General features: G+C 44.6%; 14 protein-coding genes. 13 read left to right on the top strand and 1 reads right to left on the bottom strand.

The genetic code is table 11. The annotated features are described in order from the left end of the window. Positions 1 to 42: 42 nt before the first annotated feature. The 13 genes from AC50Y5_RS13755 to AC50Y5_RS13695 all read left to right on the top strand — a co-directional run bounded on the left by AC50Y5_RS13755 (position 43) and on the right by AC50Y5_RS13695 (position 18,231). Positions 43 to 1,851, top strand: coding sequence for a sensor histidine kinase (locus AC50Y5_RS13755; RefSeq protein ID WP_494861345.1), 1,809 nt, complete (start codon positions 43 to 45; stop codon positions 1,849 to 1,851). Further along, positions 1,848 to 2,984, top strand: a complete 1,137-nt coding sequence (locus tag AC50Y5_RS13750) for a response regulator (protein ID WP_494861343.1) — start codon at positions 1,848 to 1,850, stop codon at positions 2,982 to 2,984. Before AC50Y5_RS13755 ends, AC50Y5_RS13750 begins: the two co-directional genes overlap by 4 nt. Before the next feature lie 138 nt (positions 2,985 to 3,122). Beyond that, positions 3,123 to 4,022, top strand: coding sequence for an orotidine-5'-phosphate decarboxylase (gene pyrF, locus AC50Y5_RS13745; RefSeq protein WP_494861341.1), 900 nt, complete (start codon positions 3,123 to 3,125; stop codon positions 4,020 to 4,022). Between the two features lie 251 nt (positions 4,023 to 4,273). Further along, positions 4,274 to 4,927, top strand: a complete 654-nt coding sequence (locus AC50Y5_RS13740) for a GTP cyclohydrolase II (protein ID WP_056036316.1) — start codon at positions 4,274 to 4,276, stop codon at positions 4,925 to 4,927. Further along, positions 4,920 to 5,627, top strand: coding sequence for an SDR family NAD(P)-dependent oxidoreductase (locus AC50Y5_RS13735; RefSeq protein WP_056036318.1), 708 nt, complete (start codon positions 4,920 to 4,922; stop codon positions 5,625 to 5,627). Before AC50Y5_RS13740 ends, AC50Y5_RS13735 begins: the two co-directional genes overlap by 8 nt. Further along, a complete protein-coding gene (tmk, locus tag AC50Y5_RS13730; RefSeq protein WP_056036321.1) occupies positions 5,624 to 6,247 on the top strand; it encodes a dTMP kinase in 624 nt (207 codons plus the stop codon). Before AC50Y5_RS13735 ends, tmk begins: the two co-directional genes overlap by 4 nt. Beyond that, entirely contained in the window at positions 6,234 to 6,857 is a 624-nt protein-coding gene (locus tag AC50Y5_RS13725) for a hypothetical protein (RefSeq protein WP_056036322.1), read from the top strand. The genes tmk and AC50Y5_RS13725 overlap by 14 nt, the downstream gene beginning before the upstream one ends. A gap of 16 nt (positions 6,858 to 6,873) precedes the next feature. After that, positions 6,874 to 8,451, top strand: a complete 1,578-nt coding sequence (locus AC50Y5_RS13720) for a nucleotidyltransferase family protein (RefSeq protein WP_162241899.1) — start codon at positions 6,874 to 6,876, stop codon at positions 8,449 to 8,451. A 26-nt stretch (positions 8,452 to 8,477) separates the two neighbouring features. Further along, complete coding sequence (locus tag AC50Y5_RS13715) at positions 8,478 to 9,485, top strand: ABC transporter ATP-binding protein (protein ID WP_056036327.1); 1,008 nt, start codon at positions 8,478 to 8,480, stop codon at positions 9,483 to 9,485. Between the two features lie 12 nt (positions 9,486 to 9,497). Beyond that, complete coding sequence (locus AC50Y5_RS13710) at positions 9,498 to 10,286, top strand: ABC transporter permease (protein WP_056036329.1); 789 nt, start codon at positions 9,498 to 9,500, stop codon at positions 10,284 to 10,286. An 18-nt stretch (positions 10,287 to 10,304) separates the two neighbouring features. Then, positions 10,305 to 11,099: an ABC transporter permease gene (locus AC50Y5_RS13705; protein WP_056036330.1), complete on the top strand. Its 795-nt coding sequence runs from the start codon at positions 10,305 to 10,307 to the stop codon at positions 11,097 to 11,099. A gap of 247 nt (positions 11,100 to 11,346) precedes the next feature. Further along, positions 11,347 to 14,745 carry an RCC1 domain-containing protein gene (locus AC50Y5_RS13700; RefSeq protein ID WP_494861336.1) on the top strand — a complete coding sequence of 1,133 codons (3,399 nt, stop codon included), beginning with the start codon at positions 11,347 to 11,349 and terminating at the stop codon, positions 14,743 to 14,745. Between the two features lie 318 nt (positions 14,746 to 15,063). Beyond that, positions 15,064 to 18,231 (top strand): hypothetical protein, encoded by a 3,168-nt coding sequence (locus tag AC50Y5_RS13695; RefSeq protein WP_494861334.1) that lies wholly within the window; start codon positions 15,064 to 15,066, stop codon positions 18,229 to 18,231. A gap of 108 nt (positions 18,232 to 18,339) precedes the next feature. On the opposite strand, the gene AC50Y5_RS13690 is transcribed toward AC50Y5_RS13695, so the two are convergent. Continuing rightward, positions 18,340 to 19,083: a hypothetical protein gene (locus AC50Y5_RS13690; protein WP_494861333.1), complete on the bottom strand. Its 744-nt coding sequence runs from the start codon at positions 19,081 to 19,083 to the stop codon at positions 18,340 to 18,342. Positions 19,084 to 19,088: the final 5 nt, after the last annotated feature.

Below are 19,088 nucleotides of genomic sequence, written 5' to 3'. Positions count from 1 at the left end.
AAGGGCATCATAAAAGAATAATCTGCTAAGGGGCACTCAGCCATGCATAACAACTTATATTTATCCGCCATGCTCTTGGCAGTCACTTGCTGTTCCCTAATCATCTGCTATCTTTGCTTCAAAAGAAGAGAGCTTCCCATTGCCATTAGCTATGGATTAGGAATGTTGACGGGTACTTTTTATACTTTCGGCTACGCCTTTGAAATCGTCAGCAATTCTTTGGAGGATATCCGGTTTTGGCTGCATATTGAATACATCGGTATTCCATTTGGCACGATATTGTGGTTCATTATGGTATTGCAGTATACCGGACGACAGGTACTTGTCACCAAAAAACTCGTCATTCTTCTTCTCTTTATTCCCTTCATTAATTTTCTAGCCCACCATACGAATGAGTGGCATCACCTCTTTTATACAAGCATGACTTTAGATCGTTCAGAAGGCTTTCCGCTGGTTGTTTTGGAAAAAGGGCCATTCTACAAGCTTCATGTCGCATACGCTTATTCTTTTTTTGTCATTGGCATGATCCTCTTGATTCAAATGTTCTTTAAATCGGCTTCGCGGATGAAAAAACAAATTGCGCTTATGTTTATTGGATCGTGGGGTCCATACGGCTTCACTCTCGTTTATTTAAGCGGCATTCTTAACATGCCGTATGATATTTCTCCATTTGGTTTTCTAGTCTCCGGCATATTTTACATGTGGGGCATTTACCAGTTTAATATGCTGCGATTGGCACCTCTGGCACTGCAAAAGGTATTTGCCTCCATGCAGGATGCCGTAATGATCTTCGATCTGGATCATACGCTCACGAGCTTTAATGAATCTGCCAAAAAAGTGATAACAGGCCTTCACAATAGCTGGATTGGGCAGCCGGCCGCTTACATATTCGCACAATATCCCACTCTACTTGAGAAAATAGCTCGAGGCCCCACTATTGCTCCTAAAGTGCGGCTTGCTCGGGAGGGTGTTGAACGGTTTTATAATCTTCATCTCTCCTTTATTCTTGATAACCGGCTCAGACCCGCTGGCCAGATCCTATTGTTAAGCGATGTAACCGAAAGCGTCCGCAACGAGGAACGGCTGCAGGAAAATGCAAAACAGCTCCAGGAGCTCAATACGTTCAAGGATAAAATGTTCAGCGTAGTAGCCCATGATATCCGTGATCCGCTTGCGGTATCGCTGAATCTGATGGAGCTAATGGAGGATGAGCTGCTGGACTACGGGGGCAAGCACGATGAAATCGTTCAGGAGATGGGCCAGCAAATTCAGAAGACGTTTGCTCTCGTAGAAAGCTTGCTCGAATGGTTTCGCAGCCAGCGGGGCGGGATGGTGTTTAATCCGGTGGTGCGGGATCTTGCCCAGACGGTACAGCTGAATGCGCGTCTCTTGCAGGTACGCAGTGAAAGCAAAAGCATCCGTATTATTTCCGAGATTCCACAGGAAACGTTTATTTTTGCCGATAAGGAAATGCTTGATCTCATTATTCGCAATTTGCTGTCCAATGCGATTAAGTTTACGGATTACGGAGGCAGCATTCGTTTAAAAGCAGAGCTTGTGGAGGGCAAAATGGTCGTATCGGTCAGCGATACAGGCGCGGGAGTGCCAACGGAGCAGGTGGATTCACTATTGCAGCAGGATGCTTATCCTGTGCCTTCCATAGGAACCGCGGGCGAGCGCGGCGTAGGATTAGGCCTTACTTTATGCCGGGAATTCGTCCACTTGAACGGGGGCGAGATTTGGTTCGACACGGCGCCCCAACAGGGGAGTACATTTTATTTTTCATTGCCTCTACCTCCATTAGCACCAGCTTACACCCATGAACAGTCAGAAAGGAGAGGGACAGGATGAAGGTCATCATCATCGATGACGAACTGGCGATGCACCTGATTATGAGCAGAATGCTGGGCAAAATCGACGAAGTCGAGATCATGGGCAGCTTTCAGGAGACGGCTGCAGCCTTCGCTTTTTTGCAACAGCAGGAGATTGATATGATCTTTATGGACATTAGCATGCCGAAGGAGAGCGGGCTGGAGTTTGCTCAGCGGTTACGAGAGCAGGGCAGGCAGACGAAGCTGGTGTTTGTAACCTCGCATAAGGAATATGCGCTGCCTGCGTTCGGCGTCTACGCTTACGACTATATGGTAAAGCCCGTCGTACAGGAAAGGCTTAGACAGACCATTCACAAAGCGTTATCCGAAGGTACTCCCGCTATGCCGGCGGAGGAACAGAAGGCTGCCCCGACCAAAGTGCTGTTCAATTGTCTCGGTAGAATGGAAATCCGCAGTGCCCGTGATGAAATTATAAAATGGAAGACGAGCAAAAGCGCCGAGCTATTCGCCTATTTATCGCTGCAAAAAGGCCGCCTCGTTTCAAGGGCGCGGCTGATTGAGGATATTTTTGGCGGCATGCCCCGAAAAAATGCGGAAAACTATTTAAACACAACTGCTTACCAGCTGCGCAAGCTTCTTGAAGCTAATGGACTTAAGGGCAGCCTGCACTCCGACGGTATTCATTATGGCCTGAATTTGAATGAGGCGCGCTTCGATATGTTCAGCTTTGAAGAGGGCTGCAAGCAAATGGCACTCGTTCTTGACGAGAATATCGGGCGGGCGCTTGAGCTGGAGCAGCTTTATGTCGGGGATTTGTTTGGAGATCGCGCCTATCCGTGGGCATGGAGCGAGATCGAACGGTTCTCGCAAATGTATATCGCTCTCTCCCAGAGGCTGTGCAGCGCCTTGCTGCTTAGAGGAGATACAGCGACAGCAATTCGACTGCTCGCTAAGCAGTCTGCTATAAACGAGCTGGATGAAGAGACCATAAAGCTGCTGATGCGCGCCCACGCTCTCCAGAAAAACAAAGAAGCGTTAGTCCAGCAATACATGAAATTTGTAGACATGCTGCATCATGAGATGGGTGTCGGTCCATCGCTTGAGATAACCGTACTCTATGAGCAGCTGCTGCGGGAACTGAATACTTACTGAAAGTAGAGCACAAAGAGGATATATAAAGATATAGATGAATTTTTGTATAGATTTGGAAGACAGTGTATTCATTGTGTGATACAATAAATCACTGAGCCGGCCAAATCTAACGGATTACTTATAAGAGGAGCATAGAATATGAAGAATTTCGCTGATGTGCTTATTGAAGAGATCCTACATAAAAACTCTGTATTAGTCGTAGGGTTAGATCCCGATTTACAATACTTCCCGGATTTTTTAGTGGATAACGATGAGATTAGCAACCAACAAGCTAGTGAAGCCATTTATCATTATAATCGAATTGTAATTGATGCAGTAGCCGAGCATGCAGTAGCTGTAAAGCCACAGCTGGCTTATTATGAGGTTTATGGCAGCGAGGGAATTCATGCATTAGAGAAAACGATTGCCTACGCCAAATCAAAAAATTTAATCGTCATCAATGATGCAAAACGTGGAGACATAGGCTCTACTTCAAGTGCATATGCAAAGGCATTCCTTGGGAATGGCTCTCTTGCAGGAGACATGGTTACCGTTAACCCCTTTCTGGGCAGCGATGGTTACCTCCCTTTCATCGAGGAAGCTGGAAGAAACGGTAAAGGTTTATTTTTACTAGTGAAAACCTCTAATCCCTCTTCACATGAAGTACAAGATGTTAAGCTGGAAAACGGAGAATTGCTTTATATTAAAATGGCTGATGATATCAACAAACTGGCGCAGCAAACATTGGGGGAAAATAATTACTCCTTTATTGGCGCCGTTGTTGGGGCAACCTACCCAATGGAAGCTGAGAAGGTGCGGAAAGTATTGCCAAGCTCTATTTTTCTAGTTCCGGGTTTCGGCGCACAAGGCGGAACGGCTGATGATTTAAAGCCATTTTTTGATGCAAAAGGATTAGGCGCCTTGGTTTCCTCATCCAGAGGCATCATCTATAACGGTGCAAAGGAAGAGAAGAAAACAGAAGCTATCCTATATGAATTTATTGCGAAGGCTGCTAGAGAGTCTAAAGATAAAATCAACGAGGTACGGCTTAGCCATTAACTTTTTAGATGTTTAATACATTTTATTATGAAATATTATGATGAAATTCAAATAGAAGGGCTTTATCTCGGAAGCGGAGATGAAGCCCTTTATTTTTTTATCACAATACTCCATGGGACATTCTAAAGAAATGACCACTAATAACCGCATGAAAAATTAACCGATTGTAAAGGTATCGATTGACATCTTTTACGTTCTATACTATTTATATCTAATTGTTGGAAATATTTGAATAGAAGGGGTGAAGTATCGTGGTCAGTAATATTGTAATCAATCATGTGGTTAAAGGTAAGATTCATACCATCTTTGGAACGATGGACTTATATCGTTTTAGTATGACAGATCTTTTGCAAGCGCCTTCAGAAGCCGTTGAACACTTAGCAGTAGTGAAACGCAATGGAGTAGATTGGGAAGGTCCAGTATTATGTCGTTTTAATTCGGCTTGTATAACAAGCGAAGTGTTTAATTGCACTCGATGTGACTGTAAATGGCAGCTGGACAAGGCTATGGAGTTGATTAGTGCAGCGGGACAAGGAATTATTACCTATCATGCCTCCCATGAAGGACGAGGTTTTGGCCTGGCCACGAAGCTTCTTTCTTACAATATGATGGATGAAGGACTTGATACGGTTGAGTCGTACTCCCAATTGGGGACGGGGATGGAGGATGCTAGAAATTACAGAGCTTCTATCGCCATACTCAATCATTTTAACATAACTCAAGTTAGGCTTATAGGAAATAATAAAAAGAAATATGAAGCCACACGTAACGCAGGTATTCATGTCGTTGATAGATTTGCTTTAGTTTATGACGGGACGGATCAGAAGGTTCTGAAATACTTGAGCAATAAATCGAAAGAGCCTGAGCAAGATCTATTAAGAGATAGAATGAAAATGAATGTATAAGGGTGATATATTGGACAAAATTTTAATAACGGGTTCTGGAGGAGGCATAGCTTCAGAGCTAATCAGGCAGTTAAAGGAGCGGGACGTTCAGGTCATCGGTATGGATTTGAAGACTAGCTGTGCAGCGGTGGACATTCCTATACAGTGCGATTTAAGTGACGAGCATCAAATAAGGAAAGCATTCGACTTATATAAAGATGATTTGAAAAATATAACGGGTATTGTTCATTTGGCTGGAATATATCCGAACCTCAGTCTATCGCAATACGATTTATCATTATGGCAGAAGGTTCACGCTGTAAATGTAACTTCTTTATTTATTATCGTGCAATTATTGCTAGAACAAGGCTGTGATTCTTTAAGCAGTATTATTTGCACCTCAAGTACAGCTGCTAAAGTTGGAAGTCGAGACCCTGCATATGCATCATCGAAGGCGGCACTTCTTGGGCTTTCAAGAAGTCTTAGTCTTTCATTGGCTCCGAAGGGAATAAGAGTTAACTCCATACTGCCGGGAATTATAGATACGGACATGTCCAAGGTGCAATCCTCAGAGCGCCGTGACTATCATCGAAAAAAAACGCTGTCAAACACCATTGGCAAACCTGAGGAGGTCGCTAATGTAATTGCTTTCCTACTCGGAGACCACTCCTCATATATATGGGGAGCTTCAATAGACATTAATGGAGGAATGACATTTTGAGTGGACTTTTAATTGCAATGTGCGGGTTGGATGGAGCAGGGAAGACTACACAAATCGGAATGCTTACCAAATGGTTTGAGCTTAATAATGTGCAATTATACAACACCAAGCAGCCAACTGATCAATATAGAAATGATCCGAGGGTACGATCCTATCTTGATGATGGACATGCCCCTGACATGAGAGTCATTGCGATGCTGTCTGCTGCTGATCGAATAACCCATATGTATGATTTGGAGCAGCGCTTGGAGTCGGGCGTTAACATTATATCTGATCGATATATTTACAGTTCTTATGCCTATTTCAAAGTTCGGGGAATGGATATCAATGATATTAAAAATCTTTATGGCTCCATACGCAAACCAGATTTAACTGTTTTTTTAGATATTAAGCCCGAAATAACCATTAAGAGAATACAGGCCCGGGATGGGCACCTAAAATATGAAGAAAAAGACCCGTCTATCTTTATTAATGTAAGGGAAGCTTTTCGAACGGTATTGCCTGAAGATGCCTTAATCATGGATGGGGAAAGAGACCCCCAAGCTATTCATTCTGAAATTATATTACATTTAGAAACGATTATGAGCACAAAGGGAGGATATTCGTATGGTATTAAATAAATTTGTTGAAGTTATAGATCGTACATTTACCTTAGAAAGCAAAAAGGAATTAGAGCTGATGTGCGGCTTGCTAAAGGAACAGGTGAATCTACAGAAAGTTACAGAATGGCTTTCAGAATTGCGTCAAGAATCTGAAGATCAATTAGGTAATTTAGCGTCACTCATGGAAATTCATCCTTTGGGATTTGAAAAGTATGTACTGTGGAGCGGCGAAAATTCGGGAATTCGTGGTCGCTTGCATTACTGGCCGCAAAATAAATGGCCTTTTGAAAGCATACATGATCATAGGTTTAATTTTGCGGTCATCATGTTATGCGGTGAATATACCCATGAGGAATATAATGTCACGGAACTTGAGATGGATAAAGTAGAGGTTGAATTAACCCGCAGCTCTAAGGTAGTAGAGGGCGATACTTATTTTTTTGAAGCGGGCAGCTTCCATCGAGTCATTCCAAGCAATAAAATGACGCTCTCCTTAATTGTTAGAAGCAGGGCCATATTGCCTTATTCAAGGGTGATAAATCCAGAAGATTTAAAGATGAGAAAGGCTTTTGGCAATGTGAAAAAGTTTAAAGATAAGCTTCTAACCCTTGAAAACGCATTAATATGATGGAGGATTTATGAAATTGACGAGAGAGCAAGCGGCATTATTGGAAGTGTCAAAAAGTGTAATAAATAATCATCCATTAACGGCTGATGGTTTTCAGGATGTGGATTGGTCCATTTTAATGAATTTGCTGCAGCAGCATAAAATTTTTGCCTTAACCTATCAAAATATATCTCCTGTCCTGCCGGATAGCTTAAAAAAATCGTGTGAAACCCTATACCAAAACCATGTGGAAATTATTGATGAGAGAATACAAGAAATTAAATTATTATTTAATAAAGCAAAAGAAATGAATATAAATATTGTATTAAACAAGGGAATTGCCTTATCCATCCTCATATATGAGGATGCTTATAAGAGGGATTCTCGGGATATAGATTTGCTCATTAATGAACATGAGATGGATCAAATTAATGAGTTGCTGCGTGTATGCGGCTTTCATAGTGCCATAGGAAATAAAAACACGTATCACATAGACAGGAAGGACCCAAACGATTTCTTTTATTTGGATAAGCCAATATTGAAAGCTCCAGATAGCCATGAATTTTTCGAATACTGGAAACATACCCATTCTGGAAGATACGTTGTACTTGAGACGGGAAGGCATCTGCATCAATCCATTAAAGAGATTACTTCCTTTCTGGAATCCACGCAATATATGAATATTCAGGGCAATGAAAATGTGAAAACCTTAGATCTCGAGCATAGCTGTATCGCCTTGCTTGAAAATGCATTCAATGATGCCGAGGGCTTCGATGAGCGAATTCCAGCACTTAAAAACTATATGGATATAGTCATGTTTTTTAAAAAATATGAGCAAATGGTAAATTGGGATAACGTAAATAAATGGATAGCTAAGTATGAATTGAACAGAGAGTTTGCTCTAGTTATAAAGCAAATTAAAGAGATATTTGCCGGCGTCGATCTATCATGTCTAGATTATATTAGAGCAGACGAAGCTTTAAATCATAATCAATCATTTTATGAATGGGATATCAGCATAACAGAGAGATTGTTTCTTGATGGTGAGCAGCGCAAGAAAATGATCGCTTTAATGAGTAAAAAAGCAGCGTTTAGCGATCATAATATCAATTATTGCGGGCCCATAAAAACAAACGATAAGCAGTGGCGGAAGTTGTTAGTAAACGATGATAAATTTGATCTGCGCTATAACTTTGAATATGAGGCGAATCGCCTTATACTCCGTTTGAACCTTTCCGAACCAACTTTAAATAACCTTACTGAAAATCAGGAAATAATGATTTTTCTGGTCGATCCGGATCTGGATTGCCCAGACTATTTCACACATCAAGTCATTATTCGTAAAGAAAACAACAGGCTCCAGCCAGTTGAAAGATCTAAATTTGCCCATGTGAGAGAAGAAGATGTCCTGCGAGGCTGTTCTCATTTTCAAAACGATAATGGAAACTTGATTATTTATTTGCCTTATGAAAACCTTGGAAGTGGCGACTATATTGGATATTTTATAGGGGTCATAGATAATTTGCTGGGCAGAATTCCACATTGGCAAACGGCGCCGCCGTATCATAAGGATTTTTGGACCAGTATGCCCGTCGTAGAGGTTAGGGATCATTAAGTGAAAAATGGGGGCGTCATAGTAGTATGGCTATTATTTCTGTAAATGATATCACCAAAACTTATCGACAGTATAGAAGATTCCCGGGGCTCATTGGTTCCGTTAGGAGTTTATTTACGCGTGAGTATATAGAAGAAATGGCCGTTCATCATCTTAGCTTTTCCATTAAAGAAGGCGAAGCGGTAGGTTATTTGGGCCCTAACGGTGCGGGGAAATCAACAATGATTAAGATGATGACCGGAATTTTGGTGCCTACTGCTGGAGAACTGCGAGTACTTGGAAGCGTGCCTCATCAAGCGCGTAAAGTTAACTCCCGGCAAATTGGAGTGGTCTTCGGGCAGCGAAGCCAGCTATGGTGGGACCTTCCGGTTAAGGACTCCTTTGATCTACATAAGTACATTTATAAGATACCTGCGGCAACTTTCGAGAACAATTTGGAATTTTGCGTGGAATTGCTATCCATCAAGGATTTTATTCAAAAACCAGTAAGACAATTAAGTCTAGGGCAGCGGATGCGTGTTGAAATTGCAATGGCGCTCTTGCATGAACCCAAAATTCTTTTTCTCGACGAGCCTACAATTGGTCTCGACGTGATCGCCAAGGACCAAATCCGGCAGTTTTTGCGTACGGTAAATCGTGATAAAAGAGTAACCATCGTTTTAACGACACACGATATGAAAGATATAGAGGAAATATGTCCGAGAATGATTGTGGTGAATAAGGGGAGCGTCGTTTACGACGGGTCTGTTGTAGAGCTCCGCAACAGACTAGGTAATGAACGCCAAGTTGTCATTGATTTTCGGGAAGAGCCAGGTTTAATCGATATGCCGGGAATAACCTTGCTTCAAGAGGAAGGGCTAAGAAGAACCTATTCTTTTGCAAAAAGTGATGCCAGCGTATTTGATCTTGTGAGTCGAATTGCAGCGAAGTATCCCGTTGAGGACGCTTCAATTGAAAGTGCGGATATCGATTCCGTTATCCGGCAGCTATATCATCAACTAGCTGAAGCCGATTTAAAACGCCAAATTGGTTAAGGTGGGTTAGTAATGAGAATGTATCTTATGTTCGCAATGAAAGCTTTTTCTAACCAGTTAGCTTACCGTTCGGAAGTTTGGCTCCGTTTACTGGGCAACTTTGTCACGATCCTGATCCAGGTTGAAATCTGGCGAGCCGTTATTGGTAGCGGCAGTGTAGCGGGTATTAAGGCCGAACAAATGATTACATACAGCATTATCAATACACTGCTTTTTGCCCTGTTATTAAATGGGGTAAGCAGTAAAGTGGATGGAAGCTTAAAATCGGGAGGAATCGCCTCAGAATTAATCAAGCCGCTATCGTACCCGTTATATTTGCTTTTTGATGGGCTAGGCAATTCCCTCTATCAACTAGCCTTCACTGTTGCGCCGTCTCTCCTTATAGCAGGGCTGTTTTTCGGAATACTCCCACCTGCGACCTTAACAAACCTTTTCGCTTTTTTATTGGCACTGATGCTGGCTCTTATTATTTCTTTTCTTCTAGGTTATCTAATCTCATTACTAGCATTTTGGTTTATGAATCATTTTGCTCTTAGTTGGATGATGGGAGGCCTAATCACTATCTTCTCTGGCTCTTTTTTGCCACTTTGGTTTTTCCCCCCTTCATGGGCTTCTGTAGCGAAAATGCTGCCATTTCAATATATGGGTTATGTCCCGGCGGCCATATATCTAGGCAATATAACGGAAACTGAACTATGGCAGGTGCTTGCCATGGGGGTAGGGTGGATCGTGGGATTACTTGTCCTCGTTCAATGGCTTTGGACTAGAGCCGTGCGTCGCTTAGTTGTGCAGGGCGGATAAAGAGGAAGGCGGAAATTCATGACACTGCAGTTGTTTGGCAAGCTAGTTCGTTTATTATTAAAAGAAAGAATGGAGTATCGGGCTGATTTCATCCTTTCCGCTTTTGCTCAAATCATCGCCTATGCCGGGGACTATATTATAATCTGGTTATTTATCCAAAGGTTTAACACGATAGCTGGTTGGACTTGGCCGGAAATAGCCCTTTTGTATAGCATCGGTCTCTTTACGTATGCACTAGGGGCATCCTTTTCTTTTGTACAGATGCGTGAATTGGAAAGCCAGGTTAAACAGGGCACGTTTGATATTTTGCTTATAAAGCCTGTAAATCCCTATTTATACTTAGTAAGCAGGGGCTTCAACTTAGGGTACATCGCCCATATTTTAATCTCTGGTTCTGTTTTGATTTGGGCCATCTCGAAGCTGAATATGCAATGGACGCTGAGCGAGTACATCTACTTAATCCTAGTCGTTGTCAGCGGTGCTATGATTTATGCCGGAATCCTCACCATTATCGGTGCTGTTTCTTTTATATGGATTAGAACTAATTTTATGTTTACCCTATTTTTCAGATTAAAGGATTTTATTGCGTACCCTTTGCCGATATTCGGAACGTTTATTCAGTTATTGCTTACGGTTGCTGTACCACTCGCCTTTGTTAGTTTTTATCCAGCGGCATTCCTTTTATCTAATGATGCAACGCTTTTACCGCAGTGGGCAATGTGGATGGTGCCACTTGTCGGCCCTCTTTGTTATTGGGCAGGCTATAGGTTCTGGATGTATGGTGCGAACAAGTATCAAGGTGCTGGTGGCTGAGTTAATGAGAAGATAGACCTCATACGGGTCAAGCTATATCAATATATATCAAGAAGTATAGGAGCAGCTGTCCTCAACCGAGGAGGCTGCTTTTTCTCTTGCTACAAAAACGATCCGTATTTCTTCCAGAGTTTCATGCTCCTTGTCGGAGTTTGTCATTTTGCTGTCATTGAGTAGGGCTATACTTATTTAATTAGTAGGAATAAAGAACCAACTATAAAAAGCAATAATCATTAGGAGGACTATCGTGAAAAACAAACTGGTTAAGAAGCTCGTATCGTCAGCTGTTGCAGCATGTTTATTGTTGTCGTCGTTTGGCATGGCATTTGGTGCCACTACGGCAGCAGCTGCTCCGGCGGATATTGAAGGGCATTGGGCACAAAGCCAAGTTTCGGAGTGGATCAGCAAGGGGCTGATTACGGGTTATGAGGACGGCAGCTTTAAGCCGGAAAATCAAATTACAAGAGCTGAATTTATAACACTGGTCAATCGTGCATTCGGCTTTACCGAGCAAACGGAAATTACGTTTAGCGATGTACCTTCTACAAACTGGGCTTATGCAGATATCGCGAAGGCGGTAAAAGCAGGCTACATTTCAGGCTATGCGGATGGAACAATCGGAGCCTTTAAGCCGATTAGCCGTCAAGAGGCTGCGGTCATTGTCATCCGTCTGCTGAAAATCAATCCGGCAGCCAGCACTACGGCAGCAGCCTTCGCAGATGCGAAGCAGTTTGCCAGCTGGAGCAAGGGCGCGATTGGCGCAGTTGTAGCTAAGGAAATTATGAAGGGCTACAGCGCAGATAATACGTTTAAACCGGCAGCCTTTATTACTCGCGCAGAAGCGGTAGTAACGCTGAACCGTGCAATGGAGTCGCAAGCGATCGTTTATGACGCGGCGGGAACTTATGGTCCAGCTGCTGGAGTTGAGACGGTTAATAAGAACGTCGTTGTTAGCGCAGCTGGCGTAACGCTGAAAAACATGGTCATTAATGGCGATCTGTTATTGGGCGAAGGCATCGGCAATGGCGATGCGTTCTTGAACAACGTCAAAGTAACGGGAACCGTAACCGTTCAAGGCGGCGGCGAGAACAGTATCCATTTTAACGACTCGGTGCTTATTGATATTGTGATCGACAAAAAATCAGGTACAGGAACTGTGCGTATCGTGTCGGAAGGCACAACAACGATTGCGCTTGTTATGGTTAACTCTCCTGCGATTATTCAAGAATCAGGCTCAGGAGCAGGCTTTGGCAATGTAAACTTAAATGCAGTACTGCCAGCAGGTGCGAAAGTAACCCTGCAAGGCTCATTCAACACGGTCAATGTCAGCGCTCAGCAAATTCAGGTTGACCTGCCGACAGGTACTGTCCAGCAGTTGAATGTCAACTCAGGGGCAACTGGCTCGACGGTGAATCTCAGCCAAGGCAGCAGAGTCAACACGCTTGTCCTAGATACGGTTGTGAAAATGTTAGGCCAAGGTACAATTGTACTGGCTACCATTAATACTGGAGGAGTGGGTACGACTTTTGAAAATCCGCCAGCTACTCCAGCTCCAACAGCAACTGTAACAACGGGATCATCAACACCAGCGCCGTCGACAGCAACGCCGACGCCAAGCGCAACGCCAACTGCAACACCAGAACCAACAGCAACGCCAGAGCCAAGCGCGACGGCAACGCCTGAACCGACGGTAACGCCGGAGCCAAGCGCAACAGCAACGCCGGAACCAACGCCAACACCAGTGCCGCAGGCTCCAACGGCATCCGATGTTTTTATTAGCGGGACAGCGACTGTTGGGGAAACGCTAACGGGCAACTACACCTACCAAGATGCAGATGGCGACTTGGAAGATGGAACAGCTTACGAATGGTATCGTTCGGATGATGAGAATGGATCAAACTATTCGCAAATTGACGGAGCAAATGACTCAACCTATGTGCTCAGCGAGGAAGATGCGGGGTATTATATCACCTTCGAAGTTACACCTGTGAATGCGGCAGAGCCAACAATTGGAGATACTGTTAAAAGTGCAATTACGGGCGCAGTGAAAAACGCTCCCGTTGCTCCATACGTAGAAGGAGTTCAAGTGACAGGTGTACCTGCAGTAGGCCAAACGTTAACAGGGGATTATTACTATTGGGATACCGATGGGGATGCAGAAGAGGGAACAACCTATCAGTGGTATCGCTCGGATGACTACGAACAGACCATTAATTATACGGCAATTGATGGAGCGACAAGCCTTACTTATGTGCTTGGCAGCGAAGATGCTGGCAAATATATGACGTTTGAAGTGACACCGAAAAATACAGCGGCTCCTACAACAGGGCAGGCAGCGAAAGCGGTAAGTCAAGAAAGCGTCATGGGGCAGCCTGTCATTTCAGTAGATGGCTCGTATTCGAACCACTTGCCAATGATTACGATTGGCGAACTGACTGCTGGCAGCGTGGTAACCGTATACGATACAGATGGCACGGCAATTCTGGCCTCGGGTACGGCGATAACGGATACTCTGACGCTTGCACTGAATGCTTTAGCATCGGGAACACATACGATAACCGCTCATGCAGCAGATTCCATGCGGGGGGCGAGTCTGGACTCTGAGGAACTGGAGTATGAAGTGAATGAAATTGCTATTTTGCCGCAAAATCATTTCTCATTAGGATCGAACCATGCTATAGTGCTGGACGCGATGGGCCAAGTGCTCACATGGGGTGCTAACTGGAATGCGCAAATTGGCGATGGGACGACGACAGCTTCCCCTAACCGATTTACAGTGCCTAACTTGCCAAGCGATATTATTGCGGTACAAGCTGGCTTTGGCCATTCCCTGATTCTGACCTCGAAAGGCGACGTATGGCAATGGGGCAGGGGTTCAAGCAATACACCAGTTAAAGTGAACGGAATTGATCATGCGATTGCTATTTCAGCAGAAGGCGGCACGAACTCACTTGTGTTGAAAAGTGATGGAACGGTATGGACATGGGGAGATTATTCACCGCTTGTTCAAGTACCGGGCTTGGATCATGTGCTCGAAATCCAAGCTAGATACGCTTCCTCCTACGTTTTAAAAGCTGACGGAACCGTATGGGCTTGGGGCGACAATACAAATGGACAGCTTGGCAACGGGACGACAACAAGCAGCAATGTTCCGGTTCAAGTATCGGGACTAACTAATATCGTGTCCATGAAGATGGGCAACCAGCACGCTCTTGCTTTAAGCGTGACCGGAAGCGTATATGCTTGGGGCTTTAACCAAATGGGCCAAGTCGGCAATGGGACGAATGTTAATCAATTGCTTCCAGTTGAACTTGAAGATCTACCCAAAATCACGCTGCTTGGTGCAGGGAATTATCAATCTTTTGCACAGGATGAAGATGGAAATGTATTTGCTTGGGGCAGTAACCAGAGCGGCAAGTTAGGTTTCGGCCATACCAATGATACAAACACGCCAGGGATCATCAATGGTATATCTGATGTCCTCGTGATTAACGGGGGCGGCAGCAATACCACTTATGCTCTAAAAGCTGATGGCAGCTTATGGGCTTGGGGCGACGGTGCCGACGGCATGCTTGGTGAAGGCGGCAGCGGTGAGCGCTATACACCTGGAATCGTCAATAATTTGAATTTGCTGTTCACACCATAAAAAGTAAAAAGAAGATAAACAGCAGGCTGCCCCGTGGCAGCCTGTTTTGTTTTTTTATATCCAGTGATGGCCTTCGATACAAGCGTTATCATAGCAGTTCCCTCTTCGGCTTATGCTCGCCTTTATCTGGTGCGTTTGGAGTATTATCTTTCAGCCTATGGCTGACAGGGAGAATATGGTTCAATATCCGTTCAGAACGATTTGATATGATGAATTTAGTGAAAGCTTACAAGCTTTTACAGGAATATAGCCGATAGAAGAATGGAAGTAATCTGGTTTTTCGCTATTTAATGAGGAAAATACAGGGAGGCGAAGGGAATGCCAACGAAAGAAAATATGGTTGGTGACAATAGGCCTGCACAGCAGAATATGGAGCAGGAGTGGCTGGCTAATCAATTAAAGTATTCGAATGTTCAGCGAGGTAAGAAGGGCAATACGATTTATTTAACAGCTGCTGATTTGACTTTGACATATGAGGATTTAAGGGATACCACATGCAATTATGTCATTCATGCGGATACCGTTTGTCTAGCAGGCAAGCTTGAAACAAAGGGAAGAGATATAACAATTAATGCGCGTATTATCTCTTCAGAAGCAGAGGCTGTTATCGATACGTCAGGTCCAACAGCTAATATCAATTTCACTACGGAAAATCGTGCTAAAACGGGTGTTGCGGGAGCCAAGCCGGGCGAGAAGGGATTATCCGGTGCAAATGGGGAACGTGGTTCAAACGGCTATAATGGCGGCGCTATTACTTTGGCAGCGGAGCGTTTTGAGCTGAAAGGCGAGTTGAAGCTAATCGCTAACGGCGGACAAGGCGGGCGTGGACAGGAGGGCGGAGACGGGGGCAAAGGCGCGAACGGCATTGATGGAGTAGACTACAAATTCAACATTTTCTTTCCCGACGATCCAACGCCAGGCACCGACGGCGGCAATGGCGGAAACGGTGGAAATGCCGGAGAATCGGGAGATGGCGGCAACGGAGGGGATATCATTGTCGGATACGTAGTATCGGCCAATGAGCACTACATTAAGATGGAGAGCCGGGCGGGCAGGGCCGGTGAACAGGCAAAGCCGGGCAAGGGAGCAAGCGGCGGAACAGGCGGCAAAGGCGGCCGTTTTTATGATAAAGAGCCTGCACCGGCATGGATGGACAAAAATTATATTTATATTATTAGTGAGACAAACAGAGCGAAAAGCGGGACAGACGGAACAAATGGCAAGAATGGCGACTCTAAAGCTCCCGCAGCAGATGGCAGGCCGGGGCGTTGTGGAATTAATAGCGAGGGTAAACCTGCTCTTATTGAATATACCGATTTCTTCGGTAGCTTTGAAGTGATCCATAGGCAGGATGCTCCCAAGCTGCTTTACTTTGATCAGCGGTTAATGGGGTCTCTGGAGCAGAAAAGCCTTACGCTGCATAAGGCCGGCATCGCTTATCTGGCCTCCAGCGAGGAGCGTCTGAATGAAGCGGCGATTTTGCTCGAATGGATGCTTAAAACAATGCCGGATGCAGATTGGTTTGAAGAGCTTCGCTACGCTGCGCTTCATGAGGTGCATGAGGATGAGGCGCATCGGTTTGAAGAATTCAAAAGCCGCATGCTGGAGGTTTCGCTTCAATGGCTTGCCCTGCGAAACAAAGCCGCCATTCTGATTGCCCAACTCAGCCAAGGACTTGATTATTTCGGGCATCCATGGAACTGGGTTCCGCTTATGCCGTTCGACCGCTATTTGGAGCTTGGCGGCAGCTTAATAACGGCCGCCCAGCAAGCGGAGGACTTATATAAAGATTATTTAAGCGTGCAGGCCAATCAGGACAGCCGGGTCGGGGTAATCAAGGAGGCCATGTCTCAATCCGCGGACAAAGCCGCAGAAATTACTAAACGCAGGGAATGGCTCATTAAAGAAAGAGACGAGCTTAAGCATAATATCGATGCGATGCTGAAGGATGTCCAAAGCAAAGGTGAGGAGCTGCAAAAGAAAGCGACCGCTTTTGTCGAGGCACTGAAAAACGAGCTTCGCATGGAATCGTTGAAAATAACGGTTGATTTAATTGTCACGGGCGTTTCATTGGCTACGGGTGTGGCTCCTGTAGTAGGAGCACTCAAAGTGGGCGGCGCTTTGCGATCGGCTATTAGCAATTTCACGTCTGAAGGCAAGACGATTATCATTGACGAAGCCTTCAAAAGCGATAAGTCGATTAAAAAGGAAAAGAAGGAGAAGGAGAAGGAGCTATCCAAATCACTGGATTCGGTCAAGAAGACCGCTGCTGCTGGCCGCGCGCTATGGGAGCAGGGCGGAGGCTTGGTTGACCTGACGAAGCAGATGAACAGGGCACAAGAACGGTTCGGTTATGGTTCGACGCTGATGACGATGACTAGGGAGGAATTTGAGGAGCTGCTGAAGCCGGTTTACAGCAAGGTTCCCGAAAAAGCGGGGGAATACCGCACGGTATTTTATGAATTCCTGAATGTTGTCGAGGATTATCAAAATAAGGCGTCGGCCTACAGCGCCTATTTTCTGGAGGATGAGAAGCTGGCGGCCGAGCTGATCGAGCTGCAAGCCAATGACGATCGTTTGCGCCAAAACCTGGGAGACGGTATGGATGCTAGCTTGCCGTTGTTCCATACTTATATTTTCGAACGCTTCAGTCAGGCTAGACTTGCCTTGATTGACTTCCTCTATCAGGAATATCAGGCATTCCGCTATATGACATTGGGCAATGAGCGTTTCCCGAAAATCAAAGACAGCCATGTCGCAGAGCTGAGCGGGATTCATGCCGATGTAATCGTCAAGCTGAAAAATATGCTTAATGCTTCGGATAGCGCTATTCAGCCGTTTGAAAATATCAAATTTATTTTTAAGGAGGAGACATTCCCAGAGCAGTTTGCAGCGATGCGCGCAGGCGACGCGGCTGTATTCTCTCTATCGCTTGACAACCTTCTCATCCGGAGCAAAATCGCCGGAAAAGCACATATGATGGTGAGCGGCTGCCGGGTTGTGCTGCCTGGAGCGCGTGAGACGGACGGGGAAGTGCATGTTGATTTTGCGCATTCCGGGTCTTCTACCTTCCTTGACCGAGAAGCGAAGCGCCATGATTTTATTCATAAAAGCAGCTTAGGCTTGTATCAATATGAAGTGAACCTTCAGCCTGATGGAGAGAAGCTCAGCTTTAAGGCAGGCGGCGTAGTAGGTGATGGTCGTACCCGAATTATGCCAGGATTGTTATCCGTCTGGTCCATTAAGGTTCCTACCGTTGATTTGGCGGGCATGTCCATTAACGAAGGTGTCGATTTGAACAACGTCAACAGAATAGAGATGATGGTTGAAGGCAAGGCAGAGGCTTACGCCGTGCGGCGGACAAATGAGAACTTGCAAAGCTATAAAGTGCCTGTCAAGCCTATTTGGGAGTCACCGGATCACGAGCTGCATGCGATGGCGCCAAATTCAGAGCAGGAAATTAAATATACGGTAATTGAGCTGTAAGCGGCATTTTCGAATGAAATACTGGAATAGATGACTTATAACTTATGATTTATAGTTGGAGCCAGCTCAGTAATGAGCGGGCTCTTTTTTTTCCTGTAAGGGACATACTCAAAAAAAGGGTAGCTCTAATATATTTCCCGTCAATCTGTTCACCGTGAATCGTTTTGTAATTTCTCCCTTGTCATCTAAACCGACTATAACCTTCAGCTCATCAGTGCCATACAGTTCTTCATTCCATTCCGCTGAATTGTCATAAATGTAATTCAAGCGGTTAAGCCCATCTTTGTCTTTAACGTAGTCTGTCATTAGAGCGAGAGGGTCCAGATAAGTCAGTCCTTTATAGGGGTCTCTTACAAAGGTTCGCTCATCACTATAGGCCTCTAGAACGCCTTCTATATCGGTATCCATTTTTAAAGTTATAATAACGCGATCAGGTTCCAGCTTTATCGTGCCGGTTCCTTTTCCTGCATAATCTTCCAATAGAAAAGAGCCCTCATTGTCTGTAAGCTTGATTTCTGTGGACGAGTCCATCACACGATCAGGATTATATAAATAGAAAGACAAGCTGCCTGTATCGCTGTCTGTACTATAAATATCAATTCCACTAAAGCAATTATTACAGAGATACTGATTAAATACTGCATCTGTCCAACTGCCAGAGTAGTCGCTTAAAGAATGGTGATAAGTACTAGCTGTAGGGCTTATTGTGGAACTAATAAGAGGCTCGGCAATTGGGATTGCGCTGGGACGCTGCTCTTGCGGATTTTCCTGCTTGATTGAGCAGGCGCTGAGCAAAATGGACAGGATGATAAGACAACAAGAACACAACTTTACTGCTAGACTTTTATTCAATAATT

Source organism: Paenibacillus sp. JT22N7, assembly GCF_059383875.1.
Note: the sequence above shows the minus strand (reverse complement) of the source record. Positions and strands in the feature narration are given on the sequence as shown.

Coding starts and splice junctions, on each gene's coding strand:
- AC50Y5_RS13755 (WP_494861345.1), top strand. CDS start 43: ATGCATAACAACTTATATTTATCCGCCATGCTCTTGGCAGTCACTTGC.
- AC50Y5_RS13750 (WP_494861343.1), top strand. CDS start 1,848: ATGAAGGTCATCATCATCGATGACGAACTGGCGATGCACCTGATTATG.
- pyrF (WP_494861341.1), top strand. CDS start 3,123: ATGAAGAATTTCGCTGATGTGCTTATTGAAGAGATCCTACATAAAAAC.
- AC50Y5_RS13735 (WP_056036318.1), top strand. CDS start 4,920: ATGTATAAGGGTGATATATTGGACAAAATTTTAATAACGGGTTCTGGA.
- AC50Y5_RS13725 (WP_056036322.1), top strand. CDS start 6,234: ATGGTATTAAATAAATTTGTTGAAGTTATAGATCGTACATTTACCTTA.
- AC50Y5_RS13715 (WP_056036327.1), top strand. CDS start 8,478: ATGGCTATTATTTCTGTAAATGATATCACCAAAACTTATCGACAGTAT.
- AC50Y5_RS13710 (WP_056036329.1), top strand. CDS start 9,498: ATGAGAATGTATCTTATGTTCGCAATGAAAGCTTTTTCTAACCAGTTA.
- AC50Y5_RS13705 (WP_056036330.1), top strand. CDS start 10,305: ATGACACTGCAGTTGTTTGGCAAGCTAGTTCGTTTATTATTAAAAGAA.
- AC50Y5_RS13695 (WP_494861334.1), top strand. CDS start 15,064: ATGCCAACGAAAGAAAATATGGTTGGTGACAATAGGCCTGCACAGCAG.